At 67.2% G+C, this 12,576-nt stretch carries 9 protein-coding genes; 2 read left to right on the forward strand and 7 right to left on the reverse strand.

Features of this window, described 5'->3' with window-relative positions; all coding sequences use genetic code 11:
• Positions 1-137: 137 nt before the first annotated feature.
• The 3 genes from JOE48_RS17080 to JOE48_RS17090 form a co-directional block, all read right to left on the reverse strand.
• Positions 138-1,034: a LysR substrate-binding domain-containing protein gene (locus tag JOE48_RS17080; RefSeq protein WP_210031604.1), complete on the reverse strand. Its 897-nt coding sequence runs from the start codon at positions 1,032-1,034 to the stop codon at positions 138-140.
• 477 nt (positions 1,035-1,511) lie between these two features.
• On the reverse strand, positions 1,512-1,766 hold the full coding sequence (locus tag JOE48_RS17085) for a hypothetical protein (RefSeq protein ID WP_210031606.1): 255 nt from the start codon (positions 1,764-1,766) through the stop codon (positions 1,512-1,514).
• 117 nt (positions 1,767-1,883) lie between these two features.
• Positions 1,884-2,075, reverse strand: coding sequence for a hypothetical protein (locus tag JOE48_RS17090; RefSeq protein ID WP_210031608.1), 192 nt, complete (start codon positions 2,073-2,075; stop codon positions 1,884-1,886).
• A 221-nt stretch (positions 2,076-2,296) separates the two neighbouring features.
• Here JOE48_RS17090 and JOE48_RS17095 point away from each other — a divergent pair, with 221 nt between their 5' ends.
• Both JOE48_RS17095 and JOE48_RS17100 read left to right on the forward strand, forming a co-directional pair.
• Positions 2,297-2,488, forward strand: a complete 192-nt coding sequence (locus JOE48_RS17095; protein WP_210031610.1) for a hypothetical protein — start codon at positions 2,297-2,299, stop codon at positions 2,486-2,488.
• Positions 2,489-2,531: 43 nt separating this feature from the next.
• Positions 2,532-5,297 (forward strand): PAS domain-containing protein, encoded by a 2,766-nt coding sequence (locus JOE48_RS17100; RefSeq protein WP_245252863.1) that lies wholly within the window; start codon positions 2,532-2,534, stop codon positions 5,295-5,297.
• Between the two features lie 184 nt (positions 5,298-5,481).
• On the opposite strand, the gene JOE48_RS17105 is transcribed toward JOE48_RS17100, so the two are convergent.
• From JOE48_RS17105 to JOE48_RS17120, 4 genes are all read right to left on the reverse strand, one after another.
• Positions 5,482-7,182: a PAS domain-containing methyl-accepting chemotaxis protein gene (locus JOE48_RS17105; RefSeq protein ID WP_210031612.1), complete on the reverse strand. Its 1,701-nt coding sequence runs from the start codon at positions 7,180-7,182 to the stop codon at positions 5,482-5,484.
• A 178-nt stretch (positions 7,183-7,360) separates the two neighbouring features.
• Entirely contained in the window at positions 7,361-9,085 is a 1,725-nt protein-coding gene (locus JOE48_RS17110; protein WP_210031614.1) for a response regulator, read from the reverse strand.
• Positions 9,082-9,543 carry a response regulator gene (locus tag JOE48_RS17115; protein WP_210031615.1) on the reverse strand — a complete coding sequence of 154 codons (462 nt, stop codon included), beginning with the start codon at positions 9,541-9,543 and terminating at the stop codon, positions 9,082-9,084. Before JOE48_RS17115 ends, JOE48_RS17110 begins: the two co-directional genes overlap by 4 nt.
• A gap of 1 nt (position 9,544) precedes the next feature.
• Positions 9,545-11,770, reverse strand: a complete 2,226-nt coding sequence (locus JOE48_RS17120; protein ID WP_409518639.1) for an ATP-binding protein — start codon at positions 11,768-11,770, stop codon at positions 9,545-9,547.
• Positions 11,771-12,576: the final 806 nt, after the last annotated feature.

A 12,576-nucleotide genomic window follows, 5' to 3' on the forward strand; every position in this document is an offset into this window, starting at 1 on the left:
CGGGATCTCGGGCTGGCTCAGGATCGTTTCCTCTCATCTCGTTGACCACACGGTGCCGCAGGACCCTGACAGCGGCAAACGCGTAGATTTCAGCGGCGGATGAACTGAATTCATCCGCCGATGCGCACCGGATGGCGTCAGGCGATCCCGGGCGGCAGCTCGGCGCGGAGTTCGGTGGCGAGCCAGCGCGCGAAGACCCGCAAGGGGGTCCGCCGCCGCGTCACAGCCGGGAAGACGAGGTGATGCCCGTTGTAGCGGACATTGGTGGCGCACGCGGCGAGGGGGGCCACGAGGCGCCCGCTCGCAAGTTCCCGTTCGGCGAGGAGTGTCGATTCGAGCGCGACCCCGAGGCCATCGGCGGCCGCGGTCAGAGCCAGGAAGCTGCGGTCGAAGCGCAGCCCTGAGGGTGGTGGCGCGCGCAGGTTGTTGCGCTCGAACCAGATCGGCCAGCGCACGAGCTTGTTGTCGCTCTGGATCAAGGGTTGGCCGAGGAGATCGGCTGCCTCACGGATGCTCGCAGCACGCTTCGGATCGCACAGGGGCGTCACCGTCTCCTGGCCGAGGGGCATGACGACGAGCCCTTCGCCACGCGGTGGCCCGTACACGATGTCGGCGTCGAACTCGTCCGTGATGAAGCGGGCATAGTCCATGCCGGCGGCGAGCCGAACCTCGAAATCGGGATGTTCCGCCATGAACCGGGCGAGCCGCGGCGTCAGCCACTGCGCGGCGAAGCTCGGAGCGCAGTGCAGGCGAAGCAATTGCGGCGCACGCGTCGCGACGAGGTCGAAGCCGCGATTCATCTCCTCGAAGGCGCGGCTGACGTGGTCGAGGAGCGCCTCGCCCGCCGCAGTGAGGGCGATGCCGTGGCTGTCGCGCTCGAACAGCAACACGCCGAGCGCCTGTTCCAGCTTGCGCACCGCGTGGCTGACGGCACTCGCCGTCAGGTTCAGTTCACCTGCCGCATCCTTGAACGAACGGCGCCGTGCCGCGGCCTCGAACGTACGGACGGCTGAGAGCGGAACCGGGGGGCGCATCTACCTTACGATGATGCAGGCATGAGCCATTTGGCAACTGCCGACAGTCCGAACCGCAGCAGCGGGCGGGTCCCCGTGGAGGCCGCCCCCATCCTGGACCTTGGCGGTGCAAGGCGGCATCGCGCGCGCTCGAAGGTGCGGACCCGATGCGGTTGCCGGCCGCGTGCCCGCCAGAGCTGCCATCGCCAGATTGCGGGTCGACTGATGCCGGCCCGCCGGTCCCCGTCCTGCACGTTCAGACGCTCGGCCGAGAGCAGAACGATCCGGGCCCCAGGATGTGCTTGAGGGCGCGGGGCGGCGATCCCGGTCGATTGTGAATGGGTGGCGTCCTCGCTGAGCACGCGGACGGTCCGGGCCATCCCCCCTGACTCGCCGACACCATGCGCACCCTGAATCCTCAGGGTGGGTCAGTGCACCAGGAGGCCGGACCCTGTCCGGAAGCCTGGGATACGGACGCCGGCCGCAAGGGCCAAGGCCTCAGCGCACAAGGTACGCCTTGCTCAACGTCAGGTTCACGACGATCCCGGCCTCGTCCCACGAGCGGGTGACGGACCCGTTCAGCTGCTGGATGACCGCCCGCTCCAGCAGCCTGCTTCCGGAGCCGCCCGGACCCGTGGGCCGCGTCACGGCGGGACCGCCCCTTTCGGTCCAGGCCAGGACGAGAGTCTCCTCCTGATCCGTGCCGGAGACGTCGAGGGTGCCCGTTGGGACCGGCAGGGCGCCGTACTTCATCGCGTTCGTCGCGAGCTCGTGGATGATCAGCGCCCGCCCGACCCAGGGCGCTCAGTCGCTGAGTGAGTTCGTTGGCCATGTCGACCGTGGTGCTGGTCGAGCGCGAGGAGATGGCGGTCAGGCTCGTGGCGATGGTGAGCAGAGGTTCTTGACCCGGTGGCTCATCTCGCCGGCCAGCAGCTCGTGGCCCTCCTCGGCCTGCTTACGCCCGGTGACGTCGAGGAAGATGCCGAACATGACCCGCCCGACGATACCCTTGTCATGGCCCTGGCCGCGCGCCGAGACCCACTTCACCAGATCCCCCTGCACGAAGCGGAGGTCGATCTCATAAGGCCCAATGATCCCTCGGCGGCGCTTCCGGATCAGCGCCTCCCGCAGACGCGTTGGAACCGGCCGGGCGGGCGGGGCTTGTGCAGCCAATCGGTTCCGTCGGCGGCGGTCTGCGCTGCGACCAGGCCTTGCCGCCTGCCGAGACCGTCCCGCGGATTGGAACGAAACACCCTGGGCGCTCGCCGGGTTAGAGATCGGATATGCCAGCCAAGCAAACCCACCACATCGCCCTGATCGAAACGCGCGCGGCCTGGATCGGCGGTCAGGTCACCCAGGGCGGCCACGCCTCGACCTCCGAACTCATCCGCACGCTGCGCATCCGGCATGGGGGCAAGCTTTCACCCGGGCGCGCCGTCTCGATGCGGATGCCGCATGGCAAGGGGCAGGCTTAGGTCCATGAGTTCTGTGACGTCGGCTTTTCGCGGCGGAGGCGACATGGGCGCGCGCATGCGTGCCCAGGATTGGACCACGACATCCCTCGGCCCACCAGAGACGTGGCCCCAGGCGCTTCTGACCCTCGTACGGGTCATGCTGAGCTCACGCCAGCCGATGTTCATCGCCTGGGGAGCCGACCGCACCCTGATCTACAACGATACCTACGCGCCCATGCTGGGCGAAAGGCACCCTGGAGCCCTCGGCCGCCCGTTCTTCGAGACATGGCCCGAAGTGCGGGACGCGTTGGAGGCCCTGATGGATCGCGTGTACGCGGGCGACCCCGTGCACATGGACGACCTGGAACTCACCCTGCATCGCAACGGCTACCCTGAGGAGGCGCATTTCGCCTTCTCGTACACGCCCGTGCCCGGGGACGACGATGCGATCGTCGGCCTGTTCTGCGCCTGCACCGAGACCACCCGCCAGGTGCTGGCCGAGCGGAAAGCGAAGTCGGACCGCCAGCGCCAGCGCGCTCTGCTCCAGCAGATGCCTGGCTTTGTCGCCGTGCTGCGCGGGCCCAGCCTCAACTTTGAGTACGTCAACGATGCCTACGTCACGGTCACCGGCCAGCGGGACTACATCGGCCGGAACGTCCGGGAGGTATTTCCAGAGTTGGCCGATCAGGGGATCTACGAGCTTCTCGACCGCGTCTATGCGACCGGCGAGCCGTTCGCGGCCCGGGCCCTGCCGATCCGGTTTGCCGGTGAGACCCAGGACCGCTTCCTCGACTTCCTCTACCAGCCGATCCGGAACGAAGCCGGGGCCGTCATCGGCATCTTCGTCGGCGGCTACGAGGTCACCGACCAGATCCGCTCCCGGGCTGCCCTGGCCGAGAGCGAGAACCGCTACCGCATGCTGTTCGAAAGCATCGATGTCGGGTTCTGCACCATAGAGGTGAGGTTCGACGATGCGGACCGGGCCATCGACTATCGCATCGTCGAGGCCAACCCGGCCTTCGAGCGGCAGACCGGCGCCAACGTGGTCGGCCGCTGGGTCAGCGACTTCGCGCCCGACCTCGAACGCCGCTGGTTCGAAACCTATGGGCGCGTCGCACTAACGGGCGAACCCGCGCATATCGAGGACAGGGCCGACGTGTTCGGACGCTGGTTCGACGTGCGTGCCCTGCGGATCGGCGATCCGGCCTCGCGCCGGGTCGCCGTGCTCTTCACGGACATCTCCGAGCGCAAGCGCATGGAACAGGCGCTCCAGGTCCTGAACGCGACCCTGGAGCAGCAGGTCTTCGAGCGCACGGCCGAGCGCGATCGGCTCTGGACCTTGTCCGAGGACATGCTGGCCCGGGCCAACTACGAAGGGATGATGTCGGCGGTCAGCCCGGCCTGGACACGGGTCCTTGGCTGGTCGGAGGCCGAGCTTCTATCACGGCCGTACGCCACCTTCATGCACCCCGACGACATGGGGCCGACGCTCGCCGGCCTGGCCCGGATGGGTGAGACACGGCAACCGGCACGCTTCGAGAACCGCATCGCCACCTTCGACGGCGGATGGAAGCCCATCGAGTGGACGGTCGCGCCCGAGCCGGATGGCGCCAACTTCATCGCCGTGGGCCGGGACCTGACCCTCGCCAAGGCCCGGGAAGCGGAGCTCGCCTCCGCCCAGGAGGCTCTGCGGCAAGCCCAGAAGATGGAAGCCGTCGGTCAGCTCACCGGCGGCGTGGCCCATGACTTCAACAACCTGCTGACGGTCATCAAGTCGTCGACCGACCTCCTCAAGCGGCCGAACCTGCCGGCGGAGCGCCGCGAACGCTACGTCGGCGCGATCTCCGACACGGTGGACCGCGCCGCCAAGCTGACAGGCCAGCTGCTCGCCTTCGCACGGCGCCAGGCCCTGAAGCCGGAGGTCTTCGACGCCGGCCGGAGCGTCGCCACCATCTGCGACATGGTCGGTACGCTGAGCGGTTCGCGCATCAGGATCGTCACCGATATCCCGGACGAGCCCTGCTTCATCAACGCCGACCCGAGCCAGTTCGACACGGCGCTGGTGAACATGGCCGTGAACGCCCGGGATGCCATGGACGGCGAGGGAACCCTCACCATCACGGTGCGCCCCGCCTCGACCATACCGCCGATCCGTTCCCACCCTGCGGTCCGTGGCGACTTCGTCGCGGTGTGCATCGAGGATACGGGCGCCGGCATCGCCCCCAATCAGATCGAGCACATCTTCGAGCCGTTCTTCACGACCAAGGGCGTCGGACAGGGAACGGGCCTCGGGCTGAGCCAGGTGTTCGGCTTCGCCAAGCAATCCGGAGGTGAGGTCTGCGTCGAGAGCACGCTCGGCGCGGGCACGATGTTCGTCCTGTATCTGCCGCGCGTGGTCGCCGAGGCCGCGATCCCGCGCGCTGAGCCCGAGCCCATCGTTGACGGGCATGGCATGTGCGTCCTCGTCGTCGAGGACAACATCGATGTCGGGACCTTCGCGACCCAGACCCTTGCGGAGCTCGGCTACGACACCGTGTGGGCGACCAACGCCGAGGAGGCGCTTGCCGAGTTGGCCCAGGATGCCAACCGCTTCGACGTGGTCTTCTCGGACGTCGTGATGCCAGGGATGAACGGGATCGACCTCGCTCACCGGATCCGGCGAGACCACCACGACCTGCCCGTTCTGCTGGCCTCGGGCTACAGCCACGTCTTATCTCAGAACGGCGCTTGTGGGTTCGAACTGCTGCACAAGCCCTATTCGGTCGAGCAGCTTTCCCGCCTCTTGTGCAAGGTGGCGACGCGGCAACGACGCAGACCCGTTGTCGGGTAGCGGGCCGGCCTCCGTTTCACCGGTTCCATACCGGACATGCGATCGGCCTGGACCGAGGCGACGCGCCCGCTGCAAAGCCGCCGCCATGGGTACGTTGGCAGCGACTTACTTGCCGCGCGACCCGATGCAGGAAGAGATGTCGTGCGGAGGCTTCTGCCGAGCCGGCGCGCCCTTCGACGGCGTGTCACCCGACAAGCGCGTGCAGGTTCTGGTCGATCTTCGATACGCCCTCTGATGCGACCTGCATGCTGCTCGAGATCTCGCGCGTCGCCACGGCCTGCTGCTCCACCGCCGACGTGACGCCCGAGACCGCTTCGCGCACGGAGGTTATCGAGCGCGCAATCCCGCCGAGCGAGGACACCACGTCCCCGGCGATCCCTTGCATCGACTGAATGTCCTGGGCGATCCGGCTCGTCGCCTTGGTGACCTGGGTCGACAAGCTTTTCACCTCGCCGGCGACCACCGCGAATCCGCGACCCGCTTCCCCGGCGCGCGCCGCCTCGATCGTGGCGTTCAGCGCCAGCAGGTTGATCTGCTCGCCCACGCCCTGGATCAGCTGAACGACACCGGTCATCGAGGCTGTCGCCGCATTCAGCTGCACGGTTGACTGATCGGCCGCCTGGGCGCGCTCGTGGATGGCATCCACCTCCGCGCGGGAATGCACGAGGTTCTGCGAGATCTCGCCCAGCGAGGCGCTGAGCTCCTCCGCTGCGGCTGCCGCATTCTGCACGCTCGACAGGGTCTGCCCCGCTGCTCCACTGGCGCTGAGCTGGGCGGCCATCTTGGCGGTGATGTCGGTGGCGTATTTCACGATCTTGAACGGTCTGCCGTTCATGTCGAGGATCGGATTGTAGCTTGCCTGCAGCCAAATCTCGCGGCCACCTTTGGCCGCGCGCTTGAACACGTCGGAACGGTACGTGCCGGCCCGCAGGCTCTCCCAGAACTGCCCGTATTCCGGCGTGTCGGCGTAGCCCGGCTCAACGAACATGCGGTGATGCCGGCCTTGGATTTCGTTCAGCCGATAACCCACCGCGCCGAGAAAGTTCTCGTTGGCGTCGAGCACGGTGCCGTCGAGGTCGAAGTGGATCACGCCTTGCGAACGGTTGATCGCTGCGATCTGACCCAGGATGTCGGCCATGTGCAACTTCTCGGCCGTGACGTCGCTGGCGAACTTGACCACCTTGAACGGCTTACCCGCGGCATCGAGGATCGGGTTGTAGATCGCCTGCAGCCAGATCTCGCGGCCGCCCTTGGCGAAGCGCTTGAACTCCGCGCGCTGAAACTCGCCCTGTGTCAGCGCCTCCCAGAACGCACGATAGGCGGTACTCTGCCGCTCGGCGGGATCGACGAACATGCTGTGATGCTGGCCGACGATCTCGTCGAGCACATAGCCAACGGTGTCGAGGAAGTTCTGGTTGGCAGCCAGGATGATCCCGTTGAGATCGAACTCGATCACCGCCCGCGAGCGGTCGAGGGCAGCAAACTTACCCTGCAGATCGAGGGTTCGGAGCTTCTGCTCGGTGATATCGCTCGCGAACGTAATGATTTTGCTGGGTCTTCCGGCGCGATCGAGCACCGGGGTGTAGGTCGCCTGCAGCCAGACCTCGCGACCGCCTTTTGCAAGGCGCTTGAACGCGCCGGCTCTGAATTCGCCCCGCGCGAGCGTCGCCCAGAACGCGCGGTAAGCCGCGCCGTCCTGCTCCGAAGGCTCGACAAACATCCGGTGATGCTGGCCCAGGATTTCGGCTTGCGTATAGCCGACGATGCTCAGGAAATTTTTGTTCGCTGCCAGGATCGTGCCGTCGAGCGCGAACTCGATGACCGCTTGCGATCGGTCGAGCGCGTCGAGCCTGGCGGACGTTCCCCCGTCGGAGAAAAAGAGCATCGCGTTCCTCCAGCCAGGGTGACGGCCGGAGAGCCGCGCCCTGACGCCCTTGGCGCGTATCGCGCGCCTTCAGGCCAATGAATTGCACGCAACCTACTAAAGCATCGTTGCCCGCGACTGACCGCCGGATTGTCGCCAGCGCCGCGAAGACACATGCCGGCCCGTGGCCGCGTCCCGATCAGGTCCGCGTCCGGTCGGACACGAGCCGCAGGCCGGCTGAGGACCGTACGGAGAGGGCGGCCGCGACCTTCCGTTCGAGTTCGCCGTCCCGGAACGGCTTCTGGACGAAGCCATCCGCACCCACGGCCCCGGCCCTCATCAGGGCCGTGGTGTCGGCGTAGCCGGTGACGAACAGGACCGGCGTCGCCGGCCAGCGCTTGTGGATCTCGATTGCGGCCTCCGCGCCGTTCATGCCCGGCATGGCGAAGTCGAGGACGACGAGGTCGACGCAGGGGTCGGCGTCGAGGCTGGCGAGTGCCTGCAGGCCGGAGGCGGCCTCCCGAACCACGTATCCCGCCTCGGCGAGCCGCGTGGTCGTAACCTCGCGGACATCACCATCGTCGTCGACCACCAGCACGACCGGCTTGCTCCCGGGTGGATGGCTGATCGCGCAATCGACCGGGGGTGACGCAACGGGCGTGACGGCCCCATCGTCCCTGACCCGCGGCAGGTACACCTTGATCGAGGTGCCCTCGCCGAGGACGGTGTCGATGCGGATGCCGCCGCCGGACTGCTTCACGAAGCCGAACACCTGCGCCAGCCCGAGACCGGAACCCTTGCCGACCTCCTTGGTGGTGAAGAATGGCTCGAACACGCGTGACAGCACCTCGGGTTTCATGCCTGTGCCGGTATCGCTCACGGACACCATCACGTATTCGCCGGGCTGCGGATGCTCGGGACGTGTCTGTGGACCGGTCACCATGACATTGGCTGTCTCGATGGCCAGCGTCCCGCCCACCGCCATGGCATCCCGGGCGTTGATGGCGAGGTTGAGGATCACGAGCTCGATCTGGGTGGCATCGACCAGAGCCGGCCAAAGGTCGGTCTGGAGCGCCGTCTCGATGCGGACCGCGCCGCCGATGGAGCTCTGGAGCAGGTCGCGCATGGACGCGACCGTCTGGTTCAGGCCGACCGGGGTCGGCTCCAGGCGCTGGCGCCGCGAGAACGCGAGCAGTTGGGCGGTCAGGTTGGCGCCGCGCTGCGCCGCGCCCTTGATCATCGCGAGCCGGCGCTTCGAGCGGTCATCGGATACCGCACGTTCCAAGAACTCGATGTTGCCCGCGATCACGGTCAGCAGGTTGTTGAAGTCGTGCGCCACGCCGCTTGTCAATTGACCGACGGCCTCGAGCCGCTGGCTCAGGCGCAAGGCGTCCTCGGCGCGTTCACGCTCGCCGATCTCGCGCTTCAGGTCGGCGTTGGCCTCGGCGAGTTCGCGGGTCCGCTGCTCGATGCGGAGTTCCAGCGTTTCGTTCAGCGCGTTGAGGGCCGTCTGAGCCGCCGCCTTCTCGTGCCTCGCGCGCGCCTCGGCCAGCGCCCGCACGATGGTTCGCGGCATCCGGTCCAAGCGTTGCTTGGTGACATAGTCCGTGGCGCCGTTCTTCAGCGCCTCGACCGCCACCTCCTCGCCGAGCGTGCCCGAGCAGAAGATGAAGGGTGTGTCCGGGCACTGCGCGCGGGCGATGCCGAGCGCGCTCACGCCGTCGAAAGTCGGCAGGACGTAATCCGCCAGGATGAGGTCGTGCCGACCCGGCATCGCGGCCGCGGCGAAGGCATCGCGGGTCATGACCCGCTCGATCGCGAACGGATGGCCGAGGGTTTCGAGCTCGGCCTCGATCAACTCCGCGTCGAGGTCGCTATCCTCCAGGTGCAGGATGCGCAGTGGCCCGGCGGAAGGCCCGATCACCCGTTGGATGGCCAGCCTCCCCTGTGCGGCGGCGGCTCGTTCAGAAGCGCCCAGAACACCCCGATCTCCTTGATGGCGGCGAAGAATTCATCGAAGGCGACGGGCTTCACCACGAAGGCGTTGACGCCGAGGTTGTAGGAGCGGACGACGTCCATCTCCTCGCGGGAGGAGGTCAGCATCACGACCGGGATGCCACGGGTGGTCGGGTCACCCTTGACCTTCTCCAACACCTCCAGCCCGTCGACCTTGGGCAGCTTCAGGTCGAGCAGGACAACGGCCGGGTCCTGAAGCTGCCGGTTCTCGTGCGGTCCCCGGCGGTAGATGAAGTCCAGGGCCTCGGCGCCGTCGCGGCAGATGACGATCTGATTGGCGAGCTGACTCGATTCGAGCGCGGCCAAGGTCAGCTCGATGTCGTTCGGGTTGTCCTCGACGAGGAGGATCGGCTTCAGGGCCGCCATGTCACTGCGCCTCCTCTCTCAACGGTAGGGTGAAGGTGAAGGTGGCGCCCTTTCCCAACGTGCCCTCGGCCCAGGCGCGGCCGCCGTGGCGCTCGACGATACGGCGGACGTTTGCGAGGCCGATGCCGGTGCCCTCGAAATCCTCGACGCGATGGAGGCGCTGGAACACGCCGAACAGCTTGTCGACGTAGGCCATGTCGAACCCGACGCCGTTGTCGCGCACGTAGAAGACGGCCTCGCCATCCTGGGGCGGCAGCCTGCCGACCTCGATCACGGCCTCGGGACGGTCGCGGCTGTATTTGAGGGCGTTCGAGAGCAGGTTCTCGATCACGAGCCGCAGCATGAACGGGTCGGCGTAGACGCGTCCGAGGGCGCCGATCTCCCAGCGCACGGTCCGCCCCGGCGCGACGTCGCGCTCGACCTTGCGGCGCACTTCCTCGACGAGGGCACCCATCTCGCCGGTGTTCTTGTTCAGGGCGTGCCGGCCCATCTGCGAGAACGACAGGAGGTTGTCGACGAGCGTGCCGGCCGACAGGGCAGCCTCGATGATGGTCTCGACGTAGTGCCGGCCCTTTTCGGAGAGGTTCGCCCCCTCGCGGTTCTTGAGCAGGTTCGAGTAGCCGACGATGTGACGGAACGGCGCCCGCAGGTCGTGGCTGACCGAGTACGAGAACGCCTCCAACTCCTTGTTCGAGCGCTGAAGCTCCTCGCTCATGGCCGCGAGTTCCTCTGCGCGCTTCAGGACGATGCCGAGCACCGACGCGCGCAGGTCCTTGGCAGCCTCGATCTCGGGTACGGACCACGGCAGCGCGCGCCCTTTCAGCGTCTCCTTCCAGACCTCGAAGGACTTGCGAGGGTGGAGCCGATCGGGACCGCCCTCCGGGTCAGGCTGGGCCGCCTTCACCGGGTTGCCGCCCCACTTCACGGTGCGCACGACCTCAGGCCGGAACCAGATGATGTGGCTGGCGAAGCGTTTCGAGACCGAGACGGCGAGAACCCCGCTGGCCCGATCCGCGAAAGCCGCGGATGGCGGGAAGGTCTCAGCGAGCGCCTCGGTTGAAAAGACCTCCTCGCCAGCGCCCCGAGCCGTCAGCCAATCGTGGATGGCCCGCACCTCGCGCTCCGTGGGCGTGGCGCCGAGCAGCCGGCAGCGGTCGGCGGTGACCACTGCCGCGCCCGAGGCATTGACGAGGGCCAGGACATCTTCGGGGTGGTTGAGCAGGCCGTCGACGAAGCTGTCCTCCTCAGCCATGAACCCGAGCAGGCGCGACTGCACGGCTCCGAGCGCGATCCGCTGCTCGGCGTGTTCCCCGCGCACCTTTGCGGCGAGTTGGAGAGCGAAGATCTGAGTGAGGAAGTCGCAGGCGTTGCGAGCCTGAAGCGGCACGCGCTTGGGATTCTGGTTATGGCAGGAGACAAGACCCCAGAGTGCGCCGTCGACGAGAATCGAGATCGACATGGACGCCATGGTGCCCATGTTGCGCATGTACTCGACATGAACCGGTGAGACCGAGCGCAGCACGGATTGGCTCAGGTCCAGCGGCTTGCCGGCCGGCGTCGTGGCGGGCCGGATCGGCACCGGCGCGTAGGCGGCGTCCGGGATGATGCGCAGGCGGTTGCGCCGGTAGAGCTCCCGCGCCTGGGCGGGGATGTCGGAGGCCGGGAAGCGCAGGTCGAGGTAGGACGGCAGAACGCCATTCCCGTCCTCGGCCAGCACCGTGCCATGCCAATCCCGGTCGAAGCGGTAAACCAGCGCGCGGTCGAAGCCGGTGATGTGGCGGACGTCCTTCGCGAGCAGGTGGCAAAGATCCTCGACGCTTGCCGCCGCATGCAGTCGCTGCACGAAGGCGCGCAGCTGCGGGTTCAGGGCGTCGAGACCGGCCTCGACCGACGCATCCTCCGCTTCCTCCATCTCCAGAACGAGGAGGTCGTCCAATCGGTGCGCGGCGACCTCGTAGGCCTGTCGCGTGCTCCCGGAGCCGAGCGTCACGGTGCGCAGGTACAGGGCGCCATCCGAGTCGGCGGCGCCTTCGAGGTAGCGCTTGGCGGTCGCGGCGAGTTCGGGAAAGCCGTCCTCCAGGCGCTCGCCCACCGACGCGGTGGTCGGAGCGTTCGCGCTGGCCTGGACGATGGTCAGGTCGGGTAAGTCGAGGGCGAACAGGAAGCCGTGCGGCTGCACGCTGCCCACGATGTGGATAGGCTCGCGGTCGCACAACGAAAGGTCGATGGATCCGTGAGTCGTCTGGTCTCGCTGGTTCAAGCTTGGGTCCCAATCCAGGCCGGATCGGTTGCGGACCGATAGGCCGTGATTCCAGCTGCGTCAGGACACTGACATATGTCAAAGTTGTCGTCACGAAAGGTTATCCGTGACGGGATGTCCCAGAGCCGCGCGCCGCGCCGCCGACTTCGGCTCAGATCGGCATCGGGACGGTGAAGGTTGTTCCATCGGCATCGGAGGCGGCTTCCGAAGCGCCGCCGTGGCGGAGATGATCCCGGGTGCGATTGGGTGGCCGAGATCAAGACCCTGGTTGCTTAGGCGCCCGGTTGCGTGGACGGACGGCTTGAACACGCTGGCGATGACGGCGGCAGCGATCGGTCCGCCGCCGCTTGCGGCAGAGCGTACGCTTCAGCCGTTGGCCCGTCCGCCTCGAGGGCATAGGTCGGTAGAGGCCTGCCCGCTTCTCCGGCGACCTGTCTTCGAGGCGGCTGCTCCGCTTCCGGCCCGTTCCAGCTGGCAGCTCTGCGCCAAGTTGGCCGTTGAGCGAGAGCGCTTTCAGCGATGCTTGAATCGCTGAAAGCGCTCTCGCTTATTGATAAGGCGCCATTTCCCGCGCCGAACCGGTGATCAATTCGGCGGAACATACTTTCGTGGACCCGGCCGGCTCCGAAGCGGACTCGGGGTGCAGATGAGCACACGCCATGGCAGGCTGGTGAGCCGACAGGGCGGCTTTCACCGGGAGCAGACCCTTGGCTCTGCGCCGCCTGCTGCGGATCGCCCGAACTCGGCAGTACTTCAAAAAGTCCACGCAGCCT

The sequence above is a fragment of the Methylobacterium sp. PvR107 genome, assembly GCF_017833295.1.
GTDB lineage: Bacteria > Pseudomonadota > Alphaproteobacteria > Rhizobiales > Beijerinckiaceae > Methylobacterium.

Coding starts and splice junctions, on each gene's coding strand:
- JOE48_RS17080 (WP_210031604.1), bottom strand. CDS start 1,034: ATGCGCCCCCCGGTTCCGCTCTCAGCCGTCCGTACGTTCGAGGCCGCG.
- JOE48_RS17085 (WP_210031606.1), bottom strand. CDS start 1,766: ATGAAGTACGGCGCCCTGCCGGTCCCAACGGGCACCCTCGACGTCTCC.
- JOE48_RS17095 (WP_210031610.1), top strand. CDS start 2,297: ATGCCAGCCAAGCAAACCCACCACATCGCCCTGATCGAAACGCGCGCG.
- JOE48_RS17100 (WP_245252863.1), top strand. CDS start 2,532: ATGGGCGCGCGCATGCGTGCCCAGGATTGGACCACGACATCCCTCGGC.
- JOE48_RS17105 (WP_210031612.1), bottom strand. CDS start 7,182: ATGCTCTTTTTCTCCGACGGGGGAACGTCCGCCAGGCTCGACGCGCTC.
- JOE48_RS17115 (WP_210031615.1), bottom strand. CDS start 9,543: ATGGCGGCCCTGAAGCCGATCCTCCTCGTCGAGGACAACCCGAACGAC.